Source organism: Prevotella sp. kh1p2, from assembly GCF_900111525.1.
Lineage (GTDB): Bacteria > Bacteroidota > Bacteroidia > Bacteroidales > Bacteroidaceae > Prevotella.
In genome coordinates this window covers 43,218-67,035 of the sequence record NZ_FOHY01000002.1, presented here as the reverse complement: position 1 = coordinate 67,035, position 23,818 = coordinate 43,218, and the positions used below count along the sequence as shown (strand labels likewise).

The 23,818-nt window shown below is 47.4% G+C and carries 12 protein-coding genes and 1 tRNA gene; 7 read left to right on the top strand and 6 right to left on the bottom strand.

All coding sequences use genetic code 11. The features are described 5' to 3' along the window. Positions 1 to 20 precede the first annotated feature (20 nt). Entirely contained in the window at positions 21 to 3,008 is a 2,988-nt protein-coding gene (locus tag BMW31_RS01690) for a SusC/RagA family TonB-linked outer membrane protein (protein WP_091820322.1), read from the bottom strand. A gap of 285 nt (positions 3,009 to 3,293) precedes the next feature. Between BMW31_RS01690 and BMW31_RS13385 the strand changes: the two genes are divergently transcribed. After that, positions 3,294 to 4,985: a DUF6377 domain-containing protein gene (locus BMW31_RS13385; RefSeq protein ID WP_177166249.1), complete on the top strand. Its 1,692-nt coding sequence runs from the start codon at positions 3,294 to 3,296 to the stop codon at positions 4,983 to 4,985. Positions 4,986 to 5,741: 756 nt separating this feature from the next. Here the strand turns inward: BMW31_RS13385 and BMW31_RS01680 are convergent. The 5 genes from BMW31_RS01680 to BMW31_RS01660 all read right to left on the bottom strand — a co-directional run bounded on the left by BMW31_RS01680 (position 5,742) and on the right by BMW31_RS01660 (position 11,596). After that, positions 5,742 to 6,059 carry a hypothetical protein gene (locus BMW31_RS01680; protein ID WP_091820319.1) on the bottom strand — a complete coding sequence of 106 codons (318 nt, stop codon included), beginning with the start codon at positions 6,057 to 6,059 and terminating at the stop codon, positions 5,742 to 5,744. 64 nt (positions 6,060 to 6,123) lie between these two features. Continuing rightward, positions 6,124 to 6,984, bottom strand: a complete 861-nt coding sequence (locus BMW31_RS01675) for a CPBP family intramembrane glutamic endopeptidase (protein WP_091820316.1) — start codon at positions 6,982 to 6,984, stop codon at positions 6,124 to 6,126. Beyond that, positions 6,981 to 7,925, bottom strand: a complete 945-nt coding sequence (locus BMW31_RS01670) for a bifunctional riboflavin kinase/FAD synthetase (protein ID WP_091820313.1) — start codon at positions 7,923 to 7,925, stop codon at positions 6,981 to 6,983. The genes BMW31_RS01675 and BMW31_RS01670 overlap by 4 nt, the downstream gene beginning before the upstream one ends. 439 nt (positions 7,926 to 8,364) lie before the next feature. Further along, complete coding sequence (locus BMW31_RS01665) at positions 8,365 to 8,829, bottom strand: hypothetical protein (RefSeq protein WP_317039765.1); 465 nt, start codon at positions 8,827 to 8,829, stop codon at positions 8,365 to 8,367. Positions 8,830 to 8,962: 133 nt separating this feature from the next. After that, entirely contained in the window at positions 8,963 to 11,596 is a 2,634-nt protein-coding gene (locus BMW31_RS01660) for a cation-translocating P-type ATPase (protein WP_091820307.1), read from the bottom strand. Positions 11,597 to 11,735: 139 nt separating this feature from the next. On the opposite strand from BMW31_RS01660, the gene BMW31_RS01655 reads away from it, so the two are divergent. The 6 genes from BMW31_RS01655 to BMW31_RS01630 all read left to right on the top strand — a co-directional run bounded on the left by BMW31_RS01655 (position 11,736) and on the right by BMW31_RS01630 (position 23,816). Beyond that, on the top strand, positions 11,736 to 12,821 hold the full coding sequence (locus BMW31_RS01655) for a glycoside hydrolase family protein (protein WP_091820304.1): 1,086 nt from the start codon (positions 11,736 to 11,738) through the stop codon (positions 12,819 to 12,821). A 105-nt stretch (positions 12,822 to 12,926) separates the two neighbouring features. Continuing rightward, positions 12,927 to 13,000 (top strand) — tRNA-Ile (locus BMW31_RS01650). A gap of 401 nt (positions 13,001 to 13,401) precedes the next feature. Then, positions 13,402 to 13,650 carry a helix-turn-helix transcriptional regulator gene (locus tag BMW31_RS01645; RefSeq protein WP_091820301.1) on the top strand — a complete coding sequence of 83 codons (249 nt, stop codon included), beginning with the start codon at positions 13,402 to 13,404 and terminating at the stop codon, positions 13,648 to 13,650. A 3-nt stretch (positions 13,651 to 13,653) separates the two neighbouring features. Next, complete coding sequence (locus BMW31_RS01640) at positions 13,654 to 14,499, top strand: HNH endonuclease (RefSeq protein ID WP_255404783.1); 846 nt, start codon at positions 13,654 to 13,656, stop codon at positions 14,497 to 14,499. Between the two features lie 122 nt (positions 14,500 to 14,621). Further along, a complete protein-coding gene (locus BMW31_RS01635; RefSeq protein ID WP_255404782.1) occupies positions 14,622 to 17,576 on the top strand; it encodes a hypothetical protein in 2,955 nt (984 codons plus the stop codon). 12 nt (positions 17,577 to 17,588) lie between these two features. Then, positions 17,589 to 23,816 (top strand): DEAD/DEAH box helicase, encoded by a 6,228-nt coding sequence (locus tag BMW31_RS01630; protein WP_091820298.1) that lies wholly within the window; start codon positions 17,589 to 17,591, stop codon positions 23,814 to 23,816. The last annotated feature ends 2 nt before the right edge of the window (positions 23,817 to 23,818 follow it).

Here is a 23,818-nt window from a genome sequence, read left to right as displayed (position 1 = left end):
GTGGTTAGTCGTTGTTGTTATCAGAACTCCACTTTCAGTCCCACTACGAACGAGCGGTTCAGCGGATAAGTGCCCCAGTCTATGCCCTGTACGCCGCCGCTGTTGCCGTACTGGTTCACCTCCGGGTCACGCCCGCTGTAGTCGGTCCAGGTAAGCAGATTGGTGAAGGAAACGTAAGGCATCAGGCTGGTAAGATGTATGCGCGAGATGAGATTGCGCGGAACATCGTAGGAGAGGGTAACGTTTTTCACGCGCAGATAGCTGCCGTCTTCCAGGTAGTAGGTAGAGTTCTGCTGGTTGAAGCCCACCCGCGGCACGTCGGTTATCTGTCCGGGGATGCGCCAACGGTTCAGTACGCCCTTGCTCTGGTTACGCCCGTTGAACATGCCTTCGCTCTCCATGCGCGACACGTTGTAGATGTCGTTGCCCACGCTGCCCTGCAGCAGCACGCTCAGGTTGATGCCTTTATAAGAAAAGGTGTTGGTAAGACCGAACGTGAACTTGGGGTTCGGGTCGCCGATATAGGTGCGGTCGGCGGCCGAGATGACGTTGTCCTTGCTCACGTCGCGGTACATCAGGTCGCCTGTCTCGGGGTTAACGCCGTCGCTGATGTAGCCCCAGAAGGCGCCGAGCGGATGGCCGGCCGCGTTGCGTACTACGCTCTGGCCCACGTTGTCGTTGGTGGTGGCACCCCAGTACACGGGTACAAAGTCGAGTCTTGTGAGCTTGTTGCGGTTAAAGGAGATGTTGAAATCGGTGTTCCACTTGAAGGTTTTCACCAGGTTTCGAGAGCTTACGGACAGCTCCACGCCCTTGTTTACAATCTCGCCGCCGTTATACGCCAGGCTGCGTGCAGCCGCGCTGCCGGCGGGCAGGGTGATGTTGATGAGCATGTCGCTTGTTTTCTTGTAGTACCAATCGAAGTAGAGCGTCAGTCGGTTGTTGAAGAGAGTGGCGTCGAAGCCGATGTCAGCCTGCGAGGTTGTTTCCCATGTGAGCTCCGGATTGCTGAGCGTAGACTGCGTGCGGGTAGGAACGGCATGCTCCTGGCCGGCCTCCCACCACTGGATACGGCCGAAGCTGTAGGAAGCCAGATAGGCAAAATCGCCCAGTCCGCTCTGGTTTCCGGTCTGTCCCCAGCCGCCGCGAACCTTCAGGTCGTCAATCCACTTGATGTTCTTCATGAACTTCTCGTTAGAGATACGCCATGCGGCAGAGAACGAGGGGAAGTAACCCCAGCGGTGGCCGGGTGCCAGACGCGAGCTTCCGTCGGCGCGCAGGTTGGCCGTAAGCATGTAGGTGCTGTTCCAGTTGTACTGCAGGCGCCCGAAGAAAGACAAGATGGCCCAGTCCGAATTGTTCGATCCCGTGCCGTCCCAGCTTATCTTGTTGGCGGCGTTCAGGGTCTGGAAGAGAGCGTCGGCATAGTCGGAGCCGTTGATGTAGTTCTGGCTCCACTTGCTCTTTGTCCACGACGAACCGGCCATTACGTCCACTCCGTGCAGGCCGAAGTCCTGCTTCCAGTCCACCACATTGTCAAAGGTAATGATGCTGCTTGTAGACCGCGAGTCGTAGCCCGTGCCGTTCTGGTTGCGGCCCTCGCGTGTGAGCTTCGGGTCGAGGAAGTTTGTAACGGTTCCGCCCGTGCGGTCAAAGGCGATGGTGGGCGCCCAGGTGAGGCTCGGCAGCAGCCTTACCACGGCCTTGCCCGTGGCCAGCAGCTTGTTGTAGTGGCTCTTGTTGTCCTTTGTGCGGGCAATGTTCTCCAGCGGGCCGTCCACGTTCACGCCGTAGAAGTCGGTGTAGTACTGCCCCGGATTGGCCGGATCCCATATCGGGGCGTAGGTAGGCGTGCTCAAGATGGCCGGCACCACGCCGCCGCGGTCGCTGCCCGTACCCGATATGATGCCCGTTCCTTTATAGGTGTAGTCGGAATACGAGAAACTTGCATTGATGGTGAGCCACTTGTTGATGTCGTTGTCAATGTTGCCCCTGAAGTTGTAACGCTTGTAGCTGGAGCCCACGATGACACCGTCTTCGCCCGTGTAGCCGCCCGAGAGGTAGTAGCGCAGCTTGTCGGTACCGTTGGTTACGGCCAGCTGGTAGTCCTGCACGTTGCCTACGCGGTACACTTCCTTCTTCCAGTCGGTCTGGTCTTTCAGTTCTTGTGGTAGCTTGAGGTTCAGCACGCCCTTCTCGTTCATGTCGTTGATGAGGTCCAGGTACTCCGCCGTATTGAGCGGATCCTGGTTGTCGCGCACGGAGTTGAAGGCGTAGTGGGCGTTGAAGCTCACCTTGGCCACGCCCCTCTGCCCCTGCTTGGTGTTGATTATCACCACGCCGTTGGCGGCCCGCGAGCCGTAGATGGCTGCCGCCGAGGCGTCTTTCAGGATTTGGATGCTCTCGATGTCGTCGGTCGACACGTAGTCAATACTGTTCACCGGCACGCCGTCTACCACGTAGAGCGGGTCGTTGCTGCCGTTGAGCGAGGTGGTTCCACGCACGCGGATGGTGGGCATGGAGCCCGGCTGGCCGTTGGCCTGGCTTATTTGCAGACCGGCCGCCTTGCCCTGCATGCCCTGCAGGGCGTTCAGGATGGGGCGCGTCTGCAGGTCTTCGGTGCTCACGCTCGATACGGCCGTGGTTACGTCCTTGCGCTTTACCGAGCCGTAACCGATGGTTACAACCTCGGAGAGCATGTTGGCATCCTCCTCCAGGGTGATGCTCACGTTGGCCTGGGCCCTTACTTCCTGGGTCTTGAAGCCCACGAAGCTGATGGTGAGGCGTGCGTTGGCAGCCACTTCGAGCGTAAATTTACCGTCCACGTCGCTGATGGTTCCGTGGCTGGTACCTTTCTCTTTGATGGTGGCACCGGCAATAGGCTCATGATTGATGTCCGTCACCTCGCCGTTTACTTTCAGCCTCTGTGCGAAAGCAGTGGCGGAAAGCAGCAGGACAAACACGGTGAGCACCAGTGCCCGTTGCCATGAATACTGATTGTTTTCCATACAATATAGGTTTTAATTGTTACGTTTTTGATAGATTTCACCACAAATTTAACCAATAACGCAGGAATGTGTACGGTTGCAAAGGTCGGTATATAGATATTTCAGAAGTGTTTAAAAGATTAACTGTTTGGTTATAATGGAGTTAACACATTATTCACCCATGCGGGAATATAGATATAAGTTTGCGGTTTACAAATAAGATAATGTAGAAAAACCGGCCGTTTCTGTTGTCCGTATCGACCTAAAACATTATCTTTGTAGCCTGCAACCAACTTTACAGTCATCATGAAATACCAAGCCCGTTTAGCCTCTCTGCTCCTCCTGCTGTTTGCCGTCGGCAGTGGCGTCGCACAGCAGCGTGAAGACCGCCTGAGCCTCGACACGCTCTACAGCCGGCTTGATCAGGCTATCTCCGCCACACGGCAGTCGCCCCGGGGGCGCCTCCTCAACCCCTACATCGAGGCCAAGCAGGGGCGGCTCGACCTGCTCTCGTCGCAATACCGCGCCACGGCAAACCTGCAGTCGCGCTACGAACTGGCCGCTGCCCTCTGCCAGGAATACTACTCCTACTCCAATGATTCGGCCTTGGTGTGGATAAAACGCAGCCTTGCCCTGGCCCGGCAGCTGGGGCGCAAGGACCTGGAAGCCCGCAGCATGCTGTCGCTCGTCAGCCAGTACGGTATCTCGGGCTATTACGACGAGGCAACCCGGTTCCTGCGGCAGGTGTCGAAGGCCGACCTCGACCCGCGCCTGCTGTCCGATTACTATCAAACAGCTACGCACGTCTACGGCGACATGGGCGCCTTTGCCAAGGACGAAACAATCAAGCAACTCAACTACTCCCTCTCCGATGCTTACCGCGATTCGCTCTACGCCGTGGCTCCTCCCGCTTCGGCCAACTATCTCTGGCGCCGCTCGCAGCAGCTCAACAACGTCCGCCGCTTCAGTGAGGCCATGCAGGCGAGCCGCCGCTGGGAGCAGGCCGTTAAGTACGGAACCCACGACTATGCCATCATGGCTTTCTTCCGTTCGCTCATCTACCGCAACCAGGGCAACGTGGAGGAGCAGAAGCGGTGGCTCGCCATCTCGGCCCTGTGCGACATCCGCAACGCCATCATGGACCAGAGTTCGCTCTGGACCCTGGCCGACCTGCTGAGCAAGGAGGGCGATACCGACCGCGCCTACCGCTACATGGACTACTCCTGGTCGTGCGTGTCGTTCTTCGGAACCCACCTGCGCGGCTGGCAGGTAACGCCCATCCTCAATGTCATCAACACCAACTACCGCGACTCGCTGCAAAAAGCCAACCGCCGGCTGGTGTGGCTCATCGCCCTGGTTAGCCTGCTCTCGGTGGTGCTGCTGGGCATTATCGCCTACGTGCAGCGCAAACGCAGCCAGCTGGCCCGGGCCCGCAACGACCTGCACGACATCAACCGCCAGCTCGAGGGGCTCAACCGGCAGCTCTCCGATGCCAACGAACGCATGCAGCGGGCCAACCAGCAGCTCTCCGATGCCAACCGCATGAAGGACGAATACATCGGCAAGTTCCTCTCCACCTGCTCCGAGTACATCGACAAACTGGACAATTATCGCATCAAGGTGAACCGCAAGCTCAAGGCCAAACAATACGCCGACCTGCTTAAAATGACCGAAACAAGCCAGCTGAAGGCCGACGAGCAGCGCGAACTCTTCCACAACTTCGACCGCGTGTTCCTGCGTTTGTTCCCCAACTTCGTCAACGATTTCAACGCTCTTCTGGCGCCCCAGCACCACATCAAGGTGCCCCAGGAGGGCCAGCTCACCACCGATTTGCGCATCTTCGCCCTCATCCGGCTGGGCATCAACGAGAGTTCGCGCATCGCGGAGTTCCTCGACTACTCTCCCAACTCCATCTACAACTACCGCGCCCGCATCAAGAACAAGGCCCTGTGCAGCCGCGACGACTTCGAGCGGCGGGTCCGGGAGATAGAGATGTAGCCACTGCCCACGGTCTTTTCGCTCGTCAGGATCGGCCGCCCATCTCCCCTTTTCGCGCCCTCCTTCAGCCCTTCTCCTAACTACCTCATTATCAGCAGCTTTGTAAAAGGTGCCTTTCAAGCCCCTTGGAGATATCCTTTTAGGGGCTTGAAGGGCATCTCCAAGCCCCTTGAAAGGCATCTCCAAGAAACTCATTCCTTTTTTGATACAATCCACCCCTATTGCTGTTAGCTCACTAACAATTAGTGTTTGGGCGCCAAGGTATCCTCCCCTTGGAAAGGGGAGGTTAGGAGGGGATGATGAAGTGAGCAACAAATGCAGAGGAATGTTTTAAATGGTGATGGTGTATAAGATGCTTAATGGATTGCTAACTGCCTGTCATCCCCTCCTCCGCCTCCCCTTTCTAAGGGGAGGATACCAGTTTGCTTTTCAACTATTATATTGCAATAAGCTCATTGTTAGCCACCATATAGGCGCCAACGTGTCCTCTCCTTTCCAAGTGGAGGATGCTGGTTGTCTTTCCACTGTTTAATTGCTGCTTACCCACTAATAACCAGCGAACAGGCGCCAGGGTATCCTCCCCTTAGAAAGGGGAGGTTAGGAGGGGATGATAAACTAAGCTGCAAATGCAAAATAAAACGAAAGGGGAGACTAATAAACAAACGATGAAATCGGCTGTTTTTCAACTTTTGAGCAGGAAATCAACGCAACTTGCCTCTTGCGGGGCACAAAGACACGGGCCCTTTCCACATATCCTTACTCAAATCTGAGTTTGTATTCATCCTCAATCTTTAAACTTTCTAAATCAGGATTCATAAAGTTTTCCTTTATTCCATCTATCAGTTCTTCGTATGTAATGGCGCGGTGGGTCCCCGATAAAGTTCCTTTCTTTATGTATCCCAATACTGTTCCGGCGTTATATCCGGAGATGCAGACTATTTGGAAGATATAGTTTTCTTCCCAACATTCAGCTAATAGAAACGAGTCACATTCCTTTTTATCCCAAAAATAGGATATTGTGAAGATGGTCCCTCTGTAGAATTTACGGTTTTCCAACAGTATATTCTTTTGCATAATGGGTGATACTGTCTCTTTATCTATTTCATCAAAATTATATAACCAACCCTGTTGGTAGAATTTAATTGTTTATAATTTCATGTCCAAAGCCGTTGCGCTTCATCCTGAGGGCCAGTTGATAGATGGCGGGAATGATGAGGCAGAAAGAGAACAGCAGCGAGAGCCACACCGTGCGCTGGCTGCCGTTGAAGAGGTCGATGAGCTTGCCGTCGGCCATTGAGGGCGTGAGATGGTACAGCACGAAGGCCATGGTGTTGTTAACCCAGTGGAAGAGCACGCCCGGCAGGATGCTGTTGGTGCGGTAGTACATCCAGCCGAGGAGCAGCCCGATGAGGAAAGCGTGGATGAACTGTGCCCAGTTCATGTGTAGGACGCCGAAGATGAGCGCGGAGATGATGATGGGCAACCAGTGCATGCGGCTGCTGAAGAAGCGCAGCAGCGTGCGCAGGATGGCGCCGCGGAACACGAGTTCCTCCACCAGCGGGGCGAAGATGCCCACTGCAACGTAGCCCAACGGCTCCGAGAGGATGCCCTCAAAGAGCTGCTGCGTAGGCTCCGGCAGCTGGATATCTACCTGTTCGACCAGAAATTCCGACGGGATGATGGTGCCCATGGCCAGTATCGTTACCCATGCAAACACAGCCCAGGGCTTGGAATGCAGGTAAGTACGCGAAACGGGTGCCCAGCCACGCCACACGAAAAGCACCAGCGTGAGCAGGCTACTCAATATAGTAGCCACGATGATGAGCGTACTGCCAAGGCCCAGCGAGCCGTTCAGCACGGCGTGGGCTATCTGTGAGGCACTCTTGCCGCCCACGGCCATGTTCACCCCGGCCGTGAGCACGAGGCATACATACTGCAAGAGGGCAAAAACGATGATATACCAGATGATGTCGAGTATTCCTTTTCCTGTTCTTTTCATTCTCCTAAGTCGTTTTCAAATTGTTGTTCTACCTGTTTCTTATCTTCCTTCAGCTGGGCTATGAGGGCGCCAGTATCGGCGAACTTGCACTCCTGTCGCACGTGGTGAACGAACGAGACGAGCAGCTGCTGGCCGTAGAGATTGCCGGTAAAGTTAAAGATGTGCGTCTCTACCGAAACGCTGTCGCCGCCAAAGGTGGGGCGCGTGCCGATGTTGGTCATGCCCCGGTGCTCGGCTACCTGCTGCTGCAGGCGCACTTTCACGCCGTAAACGCCCGCCGCGGGCAGCAGTTGGCCGTAGCCGGAGGTGTCTAAGTTGGCCGTGGGAAAGCCCAGTTTGCGGCCTTCCTTGTACCCGTCAACCACCTGCCCTATAATGGTATAGGGATAGCCCAGGCACTGGTTGGCCAGTTCTATCTCGCCCTCCTTGATGAAGGAGCGGATGACCGAGGAGCTCACCTTGACGCCGTTGAGCACGAAAGCCTGATGCTGAACCACCTCGATGCCCAGCTCGCGGCCGTAACGCACGTAGTCGTCGAAGCCTTCGGTGCGATTATGACCGAAGCGGTTGTCGTAACCGATGACGAGCTTACGCACGTTCAGGCGGTCGCGCAGGACGGTGCGCATGAAGTCGTAGGCCGAGAGCGAGGCCGTTTCAAGGTCGAAGTGCAGCAGTGTGCAGACGTCAATGCGCGTCTTGGAGAGCAGCAGCAGCTTAGCGTCGAGCGTGCTGAGCAGCTTGGGTACATAGTCGCTGTGGAGCACCTGGCGCGGGTGGCGGTCGAAGGTAATGACCACCGACCGCATGCCCGAGGCCTCGGCTTCGGCCACCACGTGGCTGATGAGATACTGGTGGCCGCGATGTACGCCATCGAAGAAGCCGATGGTGGCCACGCAGGGCACGCTGAGATGGGTTTCGCTGTTTATCTTGATAGTATCCATTGCTCGTAAGCCGACTTATGTTTCAGGTCTCTCGCCCCGACTGCTGCCGGGCGGTTAGTCTGCGCATCCTTCTCCAAATGCCCGTTGAGGCGGGAGAGCGTGGGGCTAACAGGGTAGGGGCAGTTTCGGCTTTTGCTGTGCTGTCAGCTCCCGGTTACCATGAGATGCACCCCCTGCACAGAGTTCCCTGTGTGGCAAAGGTACAAAATTTCGGCAGATATAACGCATTATCCCCTGTTATTTTGGCTTTTCCGTTCCTTTGAAGTCAAAATAACAGGGGGATGAAATGATAAATATCGTTCGATTACCAGATAGTGGTAACGCCTTTACCAGATAGTGGTAAAAGGATTACCAGATAGTGGTAAGATGATTACCAGATAGTGGTAAAGCGGTAGTTCGGCAGGTATAAAGCAGGCAAACACAGTTTCCTGTCAAGGCGCTACAAAGCAGTTTTGCCTATTTCGTTGGGGTCTTTAAAGCTCCTTACATAGTTGCCATTCTTAAAATAATGGTAACCCGCGTAATCTACATCCTTTTGGCTCCGGCCGATAAGGGAACTGAAGAAAGCGTCAATGTATTTAGACCGCCACTTGGTTTTATAGGCCTGGGTTTCTATCATTAAGATGGGCAGCTTGCCATCGACTGCTCTGAAAACATCATCGTACACGTTCGAGATGATAAGCAAGTCGGCTTTCTGCTTCTTGCAGATATTAGCTAAGGTGGCGGGTGTTACGCAATTAGGGGCGGTACAGTAGGGAGTATAGTCATAAACAACTACCTTCTCGCGCGTAGCAAGGTACTCTTTTACCTGCTCCGCGGTAACGGCATATACGTTCGAGAGGTCGTGTATGTCGGCTATCTTCCCTTTGTAATGGATTACCTTCCCTTGTTCACTCTTGGACAAATGGGAATAACCGGACGTTAAGCCTGATATTCGGCAAGACGCCAAAGCAAATACAGCAAAAGCTAATAAAAGGTTTTTGTTCATGTTGGTGTTTGTTTGGTGATATTATTCCATGGGTTCTATCTTGATGAAATTAGTTTTGCGTCTCCTTCCGCTTGCGCAGCAGGCGGCGTATCCAGCGCCAAATCTCGCCTGCCCAGAGCACAGCCGACGTGGCAACGATTATCTTTAGCCATGACTCAGCCGTAAGAGGAACCGTTCGGAACATCTTTCCACCGAAGGTAACGATGAGCCACTGGCCGCACAGAATGAGCACGAGTACGAGCATGAGACCCTTGTCGAGCACGAAATGGCGGAATGCGGAGCGGTCGGAACCGAGGGTCTTGGCGTTAAAGAGATTCCAGAACTGCAGCATGACAAAGGTGGTGAAGAACATCGTAAGTTCGTAGCTCTGCATGCCCGGGTCATCGTCGTGCAGACATTTATAAAGGTATGCGAACATGATGAGGAAGAAGGAGATGCCGCAGAAGAGGATGCCACGGCTCATGCCGGGCGTAAGGATGAAGTCTGCCTGGCTGCGGGGCTTCTCGTTCATCACGTCGCGCGAGGGCGGAAGAGACGCCAGGGCGAGGGCTGCAAAGGTATCCATGATGAGGTTTACCCACAGTATCTGGGTTACCGTGAGCGGCATCTCGGTGCCTATCACGGAACCGCCCAGGACGAGCAACAGTGCCGTTACATTGACAACGAGCTGGAAGAAGAGAAAACGCTGGATGTTCTTGTACAGCGAACGGCCCCACATCACGGCGTTGGCGATGCTGCCGAAGGAGTCGTCGAGCAGTGTCATGTCCGAAGCCTCCTTGGCAACACTGGTTCCGGAGCCTAACGACAAGCCCACGTGAGCATAGTGCAGGGCAGGGGCATCGTTGGTGCCGTCGCCCGTAACGGCCACTATCTCGCCCCGCTTTTGCAGCATTTCCACCAACCGCTGCTTGTCGGTTGGGCGCGCGCGGCTCATTACCCGTATCTGCGGAGCCCGCTCATAGGCTTCCTCATCGGTAAGTGCAGCCCACTCCGGGCCAGTGATGAGATGGGGATTGGGTGTTGGGCGTTGGGTGTTGGGTGTTGGGTGTTGGGTGATGGGTGTTGGGTGTTGGGTGATGGAGGAGGGCATATCGTCGAAGAGATGAGCCTGGCGGCCTATCTCTACGGCAGTAGCAGAGGTGTCGCCGGTTACGATTTTTACCTCAATGCCGGCACGCTGGCACTGTTGTACGGCCTGCGGAACGTCCTCTCGAATGGGGTCGCTGATGGCTGCAAAGCCCTGGAAGGTGCCGTTGCAGGCAAAAGCGAGGGTACGCATGGCCTTGTGCTGGTAGGTGGCAAGCTGTGCGTCGGCCTGCCGGCGGGCTTCGGGCTCCATGTTGCACATATCCATTACTATCTCCGGCGCACCTTTCACAAACCGGTATTCGCGGCCACGGAACAGGCAGCGGGTGGCCATCATCTTCTTTTCGGTAGAGAAAGGCTGCTGCTCCAGCACGGTTGCCTCACGCCGCAGACTGCGGTAATCGAAGCCTTGCTGCTGCACCCAGAGCAGCAGAGAGGCCTCGGTGGGGTTGCCGATGCCATGACCATCGGCAAGTTCTGCGGTGGAATTGGCTGCTATGGCCGTTGCCATCAGGCTGTTGTCGCCGTGGGCAATCATCATTTCGCCTACCTGCATCTTGTTCTGCGTCAGCGTTCCCGTCTTGTCGGTGCATATCACAGTTACGGCTCCCATCGTCTCGCAGGCATGGAGCTTACGCACCAGGTTGTTGGACTTGAGCATGCGCCGCATGTTGAGTGCCAGCGAAAGGGTAACGGCCATGGGCAACCCTTCGGGTACGGCCATTACTATCAGCGTAACGGCCATCATGAAATAGTTGAGTACCACCTCGGCCATCTTGAAGTAGTCGGTACCCTGCCACACGGCGTGGTTGGTCAGGATGTCGTGAGCCAGGAAGATAACGAAGGCGGCAATAGCCACGGCCGACCCTATCTTGGAAATGAGTTTGGCCAGCTTGTCGAGCTGGGTGTTGAGGGGAGTCTTGGTGGGTGTTACCTCGGTAGACTTGCGGGCTACCTTGCCTATCTCCGTATGATCGCCTACAGCCGTCACTACAGCCTCGCCCCGGCCGCTCATTACCATCGTGGAGCGCAGCACCATGTCGCGGGGATAGGTGGACTCGTCGTGCTCGCGGCGGTTGTCGACAGACTTGGCACATATCGGCTCGCCCGTTAGCGACGACTCGTCGATCTGCAGGTCGACGGCATGCACGAGCTTTCCGTCGGCCGGAATCTCGTCGCCCACCTCTATCAATATCACGTCGCCCACCACAACATCCTTGCGCGGAATTTCGCATACGCGGCCCTCGCGGCGCACCTTGACCAACTGCTCCTCACCCAGGGCGTTGAGGATGTTGAACTTTTTGGCTGCATCGCGCTCAAAATAGAAGCCTACCGTGGTGGCGAAAAAGATGGCTAAGAAGATGCCGATGGTTTCAATAAAGTCGTTTTCTACGAACGCCAGCACCAGCGAAATGGCCGCTGCAACCAGCAGAATGCGGATAATAGGGTCGCGGTACTTGTCGAGATAAAGTTTCCAGAGCGAGGTGCGGGGAGGCGGTGTGAGCAGATTTTCTCCATACTTCAGTCTGCGTTCCAATACTTCTTGTCCGCTAAGTCCTTGTGTAATGTCTATATCCTTTGTCGTGTCAGCAACCATGTCTGTTTTTGTTTATTTCTGCAAATTTACTCAAATTCGGCCTAATCGGTTATTATTCTATATTATTTAACTTAAAAGCGGGGAAGCATTGACGGAAATTGCCTTAACTTTGTAGTTCCAAACATTCAAACTTAGAAGCATGATTAAAAGATTTTTCGCTCTCTGTGTGCTGTTTTCCGCAGTTTTGTCGCTCACTGCCAAGGTTCCCGTTTACGTATGGCAAACGTGGAATAACAACAACACCGAGCAATCGTTGCGCAAGGAATACAAGCAGTGGAAGAAGCACGGAGTGGTAGGCGTGTGTGTGAATGCCGGCATGGATGCCGCCAAAATAGCCGTTGCGGCAAAGGCGGCACATCGCGAGGGGCTGGAGTTCCACGCCTGGATACCCACCATGTTGCAGGAAGGGCTCGACCCGTCCTGGTACACCGTGAACAGGTTAGGACAGTCGGCCCATGACCATCCGGCCTATGTAGACTATTACAAGACGCTCGATCCGCGCAATCCGAATGTCAGGAAATGGCTCGTAGACAAATTCTCGGAACTCTCCAAGATTCCCGATCTGGATTACATTCAGCTCGATTATATCCGCTATGCTGATGTTATTCTGGCCAAAGGGCTGTGGAGCAAATACGGCCTGACGATGAACGGCGAATATGCCAATGCCGACTACTGCTATTGTGACGACTGCGTGAAGGCTTTCAAGGAGCTGTCGGGAATCGATATCCGTAAGGTGACCGACCCTTCCAAAATCAAAGAATGGGCGCAATTCCGTCAGGATGCCGTAACCGATCTGGTCAACATGATAGTGGAAGCCGTTCATAAAAACGGCAAGAAGGTGAGTGCCGACGTGTTCCCTGGCCCCCGCAGCCATGCCATCTGGATGGTACGCCAGGAGTGGAACAAGTGGAATCTGGATGCTGTGTTCCCCATGAACTACAACGACTTCTACATGGAGCCGGCCTCGTGGGCAGGGCAGGTAACGGCAGAGGAAGTACAGAGCCTGGGCGGTAAGCAGACGCCCGTGTACAGCGGCCTCTTTATCTGCAAGGATTGGCAGAACAAGGCAAGCGTCATCGACCCCGAGAATTCCGGTCTGCTGCCTTCTGAAATAGGTGAGGCAGTAAAAGGAAGCATGCAAGCCGGAGCTGCCGGAGTGTGCCTCTTCACGCCCTACAGCATGACAGCCGAGCATTGGAAAGCCTTAGATGAAGCTATCAAATAGCTGTATTCGTCCGTTCCAAAAAGACTTTTTACCGAAAATATTTGGATATTTGCAATAAACCAAGTATCTTTGCACCTGCAAACTTATTCTTATATGGAATAAGACGGACTTGTAGCTCAGTTGGTTAGAGCAACAGACTCATAATCTGGAGGTCCCAGGTTCAAGCCCTGGCTGGTCCACACTGAAAATCAAGCATTTACAAAGATTTTGTAGGTGCTTTTTCTTTTGTCGGTGACCTTCAAGTGACCTTTTTGAGACAAAAGTGACCTCGCGTTACCTTCTGAAACGTAGAGAGATTATTTGTTAGTTCAAGAAATGTTTTTGCAAAGATTACAGCGAAAACAAGGAGCATTATCTAAAAGCGGCAAGCAGGAGAAGAAAACCAGATACCAGATTTAGGTATGTGGTTTTGAGTTGCTCCGCTAATCATCAAGAAAACCATATTTGGTGGATATATGAACAGCAAAAACACATAAAAAAGCATAAAAAAGAGGCGCAGAACCACGATTATTTAAAAGAGAGCTGCAGAAATTGAAAGTATTTCACTACCTTTGCAGGGTAAATATTACATTATTTATATATGGAAGATATTAACCGAATAAAGATGGTTTTATTCGAGAAGAAGAAAACAGCTCGATGGCTGGCAGGTGAGATGGGTGTCACCCCTTCTACCGTCAGTAAGTGGTGTACCAATTCTTCTCAACCCGACCTCGCCACAATTCTCAAAATAGCAGATTTGTTGGAGGTTGATATACGGGAGTTATTTGTGAGGGAGTATAAACAGTACCTTCTTTCACAAGAGTTGGAGAAAACAAATAGCGGGGAATGATATATGGATAAACAGGGATTTATAGATTTTAACACCAGACTTTCGCCAGAGAATTCAGGCAAGGCTGACAGCTATGCCCGTGCCATACAAGTTCTGGATGAGGTGTTGCCGTACCAAGATGTAGTAGATCTTCACAGGCAGTCTCTCTATCAAGTCTCTGATACTGCTGTCATAGAAGCCATACTGCATCTGGTCAATGATGAGGTAAAGAAGATGAAGCTCCAACAGCAAAACATCTTCGACGATTACGGCAAGCCCAACCAACGAAGCTATCCGCTTAAAAGTTTTTGTTCTGCGGCTCTGAAGAGTCTGAAGAAGTATGCCCAATATATGCAGGATGTCAATGAGGCAGACAGAATAGTGGCTCAGGAGGCCGACCCTCGAAGCATTTCCACAAGGCTGATTGACCATTTCAATCTGACAAAAGAAGGCGAAGATGTCGTATCTGAATCGAAACGCAGGAAAGGACAAGACTACTTCCGCAGAATGATACTGACAAACTACGGTGGTCGTTGCGCCTTGACGGGTATGGATATTCCGCAGCTGTTGCTAGCTAGCCATATAATCCCTTGGGCGGAGAAAGCACACAAGCAAGACCGCCTTAACCCCTGCAATGGTATCTGCCTGTCGGCACTATACGATAAAGCCTTTGATCAGGGATTGATAACCTTTTCGCCTGATGACTATAGCGTCATACTCTCATCTGCCCTACAGGAGCACAAAACCGCGGAGTACTACGACAAGCATTTCGGCAGTATTGCCGGCCAGAAGATACAGGTTCCCAAGGACTATGCACCCAAACGCGACTTCCTGGCTTATCATCGTGACCACGTGTTTGTAGGAAGGTAGTTGATGTAGGAAGGTCAAGCGTAGGAGTAGCTTAAATCAAGCTTATACCCTCGGGGATGGCTCTAAGATGAAAGTAAAATATTAATCGGATTAACTGAAACTTAAACGATAGAATTTGTATTATGAACATACAGAGTTGGAGTAACCTGATTTACAAATATTACTTTGAAAGAGAACTCGGTGATAGAGTTATTCTTCACATTTCCATGCAGGATCTTATTGATTTTGCTAAAGACCTTGATGTGGAAATAGCAAATGGAAGAGGAGCGACATCATTTGATGATATTTTTATTCGCAATGATTTCGTTAGGAAGTTTTGGTATAATACAGATGGTAATAAAGATTTGAAAGACTTACAAAAAAAGATTAATCACATAGCAAATCTTGCCATCAATGAGGAAGATTATGTAGTTCTCTTGTCTATCGTTGCTCTTTTAATCATGCCCATATGCGAAAATGATGAATTGGAACTACATGGCAGAGATTATTATGGACATTTGTACAAATTCCTGATTAGTAACGGATTCGTGAAAGGAAAGCAAGGAGACACCGACAAATGGAGCCGCAGTTTTCTTGGAACAATACATCTAGACAAGATATGGTTATGTATTGATAATTGGGCAAAAGACAACAACCTTAATTATAAATCTAATCTCGTTATTTCTGATAACGGTGCAACACAGTATGCGTTATCACTAATGAAAGAGAGTTTGTTGTCTCCGTCCAAAATTCAAAGGTTTGGTATTCTTTTTGATAAAGCAGGTTTAGTGCCAAGAGCAAACATTGGTGATACCAGACTGTTATCAGCTTTTTCCAACTACTATGCTCAGATTGGGATCCCTTTATCAAAATACAAAACTCTAACAGGAACAGACAACAAAGAATACCTTACTTCTGTTCTACACTCAGAATATCAAAGGTGGGATGGAACTACAAAGATTAAGGAACGAGACCGTAAAACCGGTAGAACAAGAATTGAGTCCGGTAACACATGCTATCCCTTACTATTAAGTATGGAGTATGATGTTTTAACAGACGAGATGAATTTTGCATTGCATCTTTATTGTTCCGACATTGAAGATATTGAAGATTTAAATTTCAAGACGGAATCGACTAATACACCATTGCCTCCTGTATATATTAAGAACGACGGTTATGCAAGTCGTCCATTTCCCATTAAGGATGACGAAATCTCTTCTATCTTTAAGAACAGAGAAGGAACATATGGAATATATGAAGTAAACGAAAGAACGATGAAAGGTCGTTTTGTGGTGACTGATTATTATTTGCTCAAACAATACAAAAACAAATACATCTCAACTAATGAGTTTGTTAAAGGTGAATTCTATTTTGCTGTAATTAGGAATGAAGCACTCGACAAGTTCCAATCCTGGATATTAAGCAATAATGCTAAACTTATTTCCAACAATATTCTCGGTGGCTTTTATAGTGCTTTTCGTATTCAGCATGCCATAGAGGAATCTGAACAAGGCAATAGCCTACGGTTTAAAAAAGAAATAAAATGTCGATCTGTTAATAACCTGGAGATAAAATCAGAAGCAGACAGCGAAGTTGTTTTGCTATCTAAGTTGTTACCTGCCCAGTTTGAAATAACCGGCATAGACATATCACAGGATAAAATATATGCAGTTTCAGTAAATACCTTGCACCGCAATTCTTCCGAACTTGCATACGATCATGAGAAAAACTTATGGGTATTAAAAGTCTTTACCAATCTATTTCAATTGGGTAAAGATTTCCAACTTTATTGTAATGAGAGTCCTATTCCGTATGGGAAAACATATAGATTCTCTGACTTTATACTGCCCAATACATTTAAAGAACTATCTTTAGACAAATTGGGGATGATGAGTGAGGAAAAGTTTTCCGTGGGTCTTCAATTACCGAATAACATCATAAATAATAACCTTATTAATTGGGCGTTTCTTTCATTACAGATGAAACATGCACCAGCAAAGGCTATTTCTCCCAAAATATATCAAGAAAGAGATTTCCTGCTGTATGCTATCACATCTGCTTCGTATGAAACAGACAAATGGATAATCACTACCGAATGGCTAAAGTCTATTAGGGACAGATTGATGCAAGATGTTGATGATGGTGAATCTGCGCCCAAATCTGATAAGTATGCTCTACAAAATGCATTGGCGGATTATTTCAGAATGGGATATATCAACTACGCATATACGGAACGGGGGCTCCGTCTTGTTGCGAATAGACCAACTTTGGTACTATTGACTCCTGATTACGAAAAAATAGTGTCGCCTGGACTAAACGGCAAAAAAATGTATTCCTTTAAGTGTACAGATAATCAGTTTAAGTGTTTACTCACTGGCGGACGAACTATTGCATTGATTAGAGACATTGAAAAGCAGCAAAAAGCATTAGGAATATCAGTAGAATTCGTAGAGAGTACAGATATTTTGATGCCGCAGACGGTATATATTTATGCACAATCAAGAAGTTCATTCAAACAACTTGCAGAAAGATGCCATTTGCTCTATCAGGATAATTTATACTCTAATGCTCTGCTTGAAGATCTCCCCTCTGTAGATGACTATAAAGAAATGAAGAAAGTTAATGGCTATGAGCAAGATTTATTTCTTGTTAAACACTTCAGAAGTATTGATTACAAGAAAATGTCAGATCTTTATCCTGATAGAGTTGCTAAGGGCAGATGCCTAACCAATGCAGAAATAGACAAAGAAGAATATGACAAGAATAATGATGTTGTAGTGTTCTTCCCTGGAACAAGAGATGAAACTTGTGTTCTGATAGATAACGGTAGGATGATAGAAATCGATAAATATTGGGGCCATTTTATAGGAATGCGTCTGCAAAATGCTCAGGTGTTGCAATATGATGAAGACAAGGAACTAATCATTCTGCCTCAGCAAATACGCTTGCCTTTATTATATGCTAGAGCCTTGACACTTATTACCGGTAAAACTCCAAGTGCCACCTTTGGAAGTAGAGCCTATAACGTGGTTGGACAAAATCCTTTAATAAAGGCCTGTAAACCAGAAACTATTTTAAGAAAACTCGGACAAAATTAAATATTTGTAATTATGGCGAAGTACCTGATTAATCCTATATATTCATATAAGGAGATAAAAGAAAATTTTATCCTTTATGTAAAAACAGCTTTTGGTACCAGATATGATAGTATCGAGAAAGAGCGAGAAGAGTTGTTGAATACTGATTCAATAGCCTCACGAGAACCTTGGATAGAACCGTTGCCTTCCTATAATAATATTGAAAGGAATGGTGAAAAACTGCGTATTTCATCATTGGAAGAGTCTGATCTTCCCGGTATGAACATAGAAGCGAGATCACTTTTTAAGGAATTCATATTAAAGGGTCTCATTAGTGGTAATTATCCTATTTATCAGCATCAGGCAGAGATGCTTCAGAAGGCACTTTTAGGTAAAAACTGTATTATTACTTCTGGTACAGGTTCAGGTAAAACTGAATCTTTTTTGCTTCCGATGTTGGCTGATATCATGAAGGAAGCAGAGAGTGAGTGGTCAACTTCTGAGAATTATACCACACATGAGTGGTGGAAGGCTAATAACGGAGAACCACTTAGCAAAAATGAGGTATTTGTTTTTCCTCAAGGGGCAGTTCGAGGAACACCTGGTCGAATGACAGCACATGCACTCCAACGTGCCAATGAAAAAAGGGACGCTGCTGTAAGAGCGCTCATCATTTATCCTATGAATGCCTTAGTAGAAGACCAAATGACTCGCCTTCGCGATGCACTTGACAATGACGAAGTTCAACAATGGATGGTTGACAGACTTCATGGGAATAGGATTTTCTATGGAAGATATAATGGGGCGACTCCAACATCAGGTTATCCTAAGAGTGGTGAAAATGCTGCTAATAGTAATATCTATAAGCGTCTTCTCTCTGCAATGAGAGAACTTGATGAGCAGACAAGTGACACACTTGCACTAATTGAAGGTATTGACAGAGAAGAAGAAATCAGATTACGTGAAAAAGAAAAAGAAGATAAACAAAATCTGACTGATGAGGAAAGAGAAAAGCTAAAAAATATTCACAAATACGAGGTGAGGCGTACAATCTCACCAATGACTAAGGGTCGTGATGGTATCGCATCTTCGGAAATGCGTAGTCGTTTTGACATGCAGCAAACTCCGCCGGACATACTCATTACTAACTATTCGATGTTGGCAATGATGCTGATGCGTGAGGTGGACAATCCCATCATAGAGAAAACACGTCAGTGGTTAGCAAAAGATAGGCGACATATTTTCCATTTGATAATCGATGAATTACATCTGAATCGTGGAACAGCTGGAACAGAGACTGCCTACCTTATTCGCTTATTGTTAAACCGTCTGGGATTAACTCCTGATAGCCCTCAACTGAGGATACTATCTTCGTCTGCATCATTGGAAGTTAATGGTGATAAACAGGAAGAAAGTTTGAAATTCCTTAAAGACTTCTTTGGTTGCGATTTTACAGTAGAAAACATTGTTGAAGGTCATTATGTGCAGACGACTCAACACTATGACACGAAACTACCTATTAATCCATTTATTGACATATACAATCTTTTCTATGAGAATCCATTATGCTTTGAACAATATAAGGATGATGCTTTGATTAAATCTCATATTGATTCAGTTTGCCATAATGCGGCTTCAGTCCTTGCGTCATATGCAAATGTAGGTTTGATAGAATCTGATGGACTACAACAATTGCTGAATGTGTTCATTACTGATGAACTGGCAGTTACACAACGATTATTTGACACTTTCGATTTGGGGGAAATGGGGCATAACAGAGCCTTGCCATTCTGCAAAGGAAAAAATGAAGACGAGTCAAATAATCAATTAGGCAGATATTTTACTTCGTTTCTCTTTGGTGAAGACATTGACGAAAATGAATCAGCAAAGGCTGCTGAAGGTTTTGTTATTTTAAGAGGATTATATGATATATTTAACGTCTCCGCTTCGACATTACAACGTTTCCGCTTTCATTTGTTTTATAGGAATATAGATGGACTTTGGGCTACATTGGATGATTACAACGAAGACAATAACAGACCTGTTGGAAGACTTCATGCTCACTCTCGCGATATAGATGGAGACAAACGCGTTCTTGAACTATTATATTGTGAACAATGTGGTACACTTTTCTATGGTGGCAAAAGACATGCGTATAGAGAACCGAATAGCTACAAATGGCTAACCAATATCTTACCTACCAGTTCAAATCTTGAAGAATTACCTGAACGGCAAAGCCAGGTAATGGTAGAGAAACGTAATTACCATGACTTTGCGATATTCTATCCCATACCTCCTTCAGAAAGGGCTGACACGGTCGAGAAGAGAATGCATGAGCAAGACGTAAAGATGCTGCATAAGGGTGAATTCGGGAAATCCGATACAGAATTTGATTGTGAGTGGCAATTTGCATATCTTGACGAGAAAACAGGTTTTGTAACACTTGCAGATGAAGGTGACGAACAATCTGGTATCAAAGGATTCCTTTATACAGTCCATGGCCTAGATGGTGAGCAAAATATTGAGGCAGCTTGTGCTGCGCCTGCACTTCCTTGTCATTGTCCTTATTGCGCTACAGATAAACATGGCAAAGGCTTCCGATCTCCTTTAAGAGGTTTCCGAACTGGTTTCAATAAGGTTACTCAATTATATGCACGAGAACTGTTCTATCAGTTGCCTACTCTCCATAACCGCAAACTAGTTACATTTGCAGACAGTCGACAAGATGCTGCTGTCGTTGCTAACGACATAGAGCGCAACCAGTATACAGATTTAATGCGAGATATTATTGTAGAACAGTGCACGCTTGATCCGACAATTGACTATGACGCAAAGGAATTGGAATTAAATGAGCTGATAGAAGATAAAAAGAATGCATTAACGACCCGTGATAATCCTCATTCTTCTGAACGTGAAAAAAGGAATGCATTGCGTATACTTTCCGGCATTGATGGTGAAATAGCAGTAGTAAAGAGTATTCTTGAGAAGACAAAATCTGTTGAAGACCTGATAAAAACAGATCACTGTATAGATTCGCCTATATATAAAGCTTTCCGAGAACTATATTCTAACCCTGCAGGCTGTGATTCTACAAATCAGCACTATGAAGAAACCAGAGATGCAGACCCTGTTATGTGGTATGAAGTGGATGAAAATGCCTCTCAGCAATTAATAGAAAATGTAGAAAAGAAAGCAGGAAAGGCTATCATCCAACATGTAATGGGAGTTCTTTTTGGGCGCTTACATTACAATGCTGAAAGTTCAGGCATTGGTTGGGTAACCGTCTCTCGTTATGAAGAAAAAATAGAAAAGGCACTTACAGAAAACAACAGAGGGCTAAATACATTTATTTCTCATGATATATTCATGGAGATAGTTACTTCTGTGATAAGATTAATTGGTAATTCCTACAGATATTATCACAATCCATACGAAGACGATGTGTTCCCCAAGGCTTCTGATGCAGACTTTCAAAACCTGAAGGCGAAAGCACCTATTAGGCTGTATATATACGAGTGCTGCAAAAAATATGGAATCCCATATAGTCAGCAAGATGGTAGGAAAACTAAGACACCCAATACTTTAGGACAGGCAGTTCTTGATTACCTGCGAGACACGGGCAACAAACAGATGTTCCTAATGCCTCATACATTAAAAATACGATGTGTGTCAGGCCAAGAAAAGGGATACATTTGCCCAAAGTGCGGTCGGGTTCATTTAAACAAATCTGCAGGTATCTGTACTAACTGCTTTAGCCGTTTAGATGAACAAAACACAATAACTGTTGACGAACTAAGAAGAAGAACCGACCTAATGATTAACTCTGTAAAGCACCGACCTGCATGTCGATTGCATTGTGAAGAGCTTTCTGGTCAAACAGATAACCAAGGAGAACGTCAACTGGAATTCAGGGATATCATTAAAGTTAACTCTCAGGATAAGAACTCAGAGTATTTGGAGAAAGCTAAATCAATAGATGTTCTCAGTGTTACAACTACGATGGAGGTAGGTGTTGATATTGGTCCATTACAAGGAGTGATGCTGACAAATATGCCACCACAAAGATTCAATTATCAGCAGAGAGTTGGACGTGGTGGACGTAGAGGACAAGCTTATTCTATTGTATTAACACTTTGTCGCGGTCGCAGTCATGACGAGCATTATTTCTTAAATCCGTATCAAATTACTGGAGACCAACCACCAACTCCATTTTTATCTATGGATCAGTTCGAAATTCTTCAGCGCTTGTACGCAAAAGAGATATTGTATTATGCTTTTAAGTCCTTTGCCAATAACCATGATATTAGATTAGAGGGCAATACACATGGTGAATTTGGAACTCGTCAAGATTGGAAAGACAATGTGAACAACATTGTGGATGAAATCAATACTTGGCTTTCGAGTAATTCGAATATGTCACTTCTCCGAAAAATAGCATCATTGTTGACTAGTGACACAACATTAATTGATAAATTATCCTTGTTTGCACACGATACAGAACAGGATAGTAACCTTTTCAAAAAGATAGGCTATGCTGTAGATGATGAGTCTGTTGTTGCGGATACTCTGGCAGAGTGTCTTGCAGAAGCTGGCGTACTTCCAATGTATGGTATGCCAACAAGAGATAGAGTTTTATATCATAGTTTGCAATATGCACGGGGGAATGAGATAAAAGAAGAAATATCTTCCGTGTCTCGTCCAATAGACCAAGCAATTACGGCCTTTGCACCAGGTTCTTCAATAACTAAGGACAAGCATATTTTAACTTCCATCGGTTTTACTCAACCGTCAATTATTTATGGAGAAGGTATGCAAGGACGGAAATGTATTAAGACTAAGGGAACACCAATTTCACCAGTTTTCCCATTAAGACTGACTCTATGGACTTGCAGTAATCCTAGTTGCAACAAAATGGTCACTAATAGTCTTGATTCTAACAATGAAATGAGCTGTGAATCATGTGGTGCGCCCATGACTCCATCAACCATATGTACCCCAGCAGCTTTTATAACCAGTTTATCTAAGGGCTTCGATCAGAAAGATGACGCTGAAATATTGGTTAAGCGCAATGGCATTAGAATGGAGAGCTCTGCAAATCCTATAACTTTACCATGTCCTACTAACATGAATTTTGACCTCTCTTTACTTAAAGAGGGTAAAACATGGCGTATTAGTGATAAGGAAATAGAAGGTTGTGTGTGCAGTGTTCATTATATCTTAGGAGGAACAAGATTTTCTTCATCAGCCCTACAATGGATTGCCACCCCAGTATATAATGGGACAGATCAACCACAAACGCTTCAAACCGGTATAGAGTTAAGATCAGATGATAATAAAGATGTTAGAACTTTCATTTCTCCCAATGGTCAGATGGAGAGAATACATCTAGCAGCCCAAAAAATCACGAATGTAATAACGCTTTCTCCTAAAAATAGAATCCACGGTTTAACCTTAGAACCCTTCCATTGTAATGATAATGGGAAATTAGATTTCAGAACACAAGGGGTTAGAGCTGCATATTATTCACTCTCTTTCTTAATACAAAGAGCCATAGCATCTAAACTTGATGTTGATCCTACAGAGATTGACGTAGTTGAAGTCCTATCAAAGCCCGGATATTTAGGAGAGGTATGTCTTGCAGATGAGAAGATTAACGGCTCCGGATTTGTCGCAGATTTCTATAACTGCTTTGATGACTATATTAATAGGATATTAGGCAGTAATAGTGAAGACTCATATTTTAGACAGATGCTCGGTGATGAGCACATTGATGATTGTGACTCCTCGTGCTACAAGTGTCTAAAAACTTATAGGAATATGCCATATCATGGACTTCTGGACTGGAGATTGGGAATCGCTCTGTTTAGAATTATGATAGATTCCTCTTATAGGGCTGGAGCTGATGGAAATTTTGATTATCCGGAGCTAAAGGGATGGAAAGAATTCGCTAAAACTCTTCTTATAGCGTTAAACGAAGGATTTTTCCGTACTTCTTCTGGGACAATGGTTTTCGAGTTAGAACAGACTAGTGATGGAATACCATATCTATATGATCCAAGTGGAAGACGTAAGCCAGTGTTCGCATCACATCCTTTATGGGAAGGGATGTCAACAAGAATTATTGCAGATTCTGTCCTTGAAGCTTCTCTTCTTCACAATGAAAATTGGAATAATAGTGACATAATTACAATAGACACCTTTAATCTTTTAAGGCGTACAAGTAATTGTTATGAGTATATTCAGAACTTACAGAATCAGTGAAT

Coding starts and splice junctions, on each gene's coding strand:
- BMW31_RS01690 (WP_091820322.1), bottom strand. CDS start 3,008: ATGGAAAACAATCAGTATTCATGGCAACGGGCACTGGTGCTCACCGTG.
- BMW31_RS13385 (WP_177166249.1), top strand. CDS start 3,294: ATGAAATACCAAGCCCGTTTAGCCTCTCTGCTCCTCCTGCTGTTTGCC.
- BMW31_RS01680 (WP_091820319.1), bottom strand. CDS start 6,059: ATGCAAAAGAATATACTGTTGGAAAACCGTAAATTCTACAGAGGGACC.
- BMW31_RS01675 (WP_091820316.1), bottom strand. CDS start 6,984: ATGAAAAGAACAGGAAAAGGAATACTCGACATCATCTGGTATATCATC.
- BMW31_RS01670 (WP_091820313.1), bottom strand. CDS start 7,925: ATGGATACTATCAAGATAAACAGCGAAACCCATCTCAGCGTGCCCTGC.
- BMW31_RS01660 (WP_091820307.1), bottom strand. CDS start 11,596: ATGGTTGCTGACACGACAAAGGATATAGACATTACACAAGGACTTAGC.
- BMW31_RS01655 (WP_091820304.1), top strand. CDS start 11,736: ATGATTAAAAGATTTTTCGCTCTCTGTGTGCTGTTTTCCGCAGTTTTG.
- BMW31_RS01645 (WP_091820301.1), top strand. CDS start 13,402: ATGGAAGATATTAACCGAATAAAGATGGTTTTATTCGAGAAGAAGAAA.
- BMW31_RS01640 (WP_255404783.1), top strand. CDS start 13,654: ATGGATAAACAGGGATTTATAGATTTTAACACCAGACTTTCGCCAGAG.
- BMW31_RS01635 (WP_255404782.1), top strand. CDS start 14,622: ATGAACATACAGAGTTGGAGTAACCTGATTTACAAATATTACTTTGAA.
- BMW31_RS01630 (WP_091820298.1), top strand. CDS start 17,589: ATGGCGAAGTACCTGATTAATCCTATATATTCATATAAGGAGATAAAA.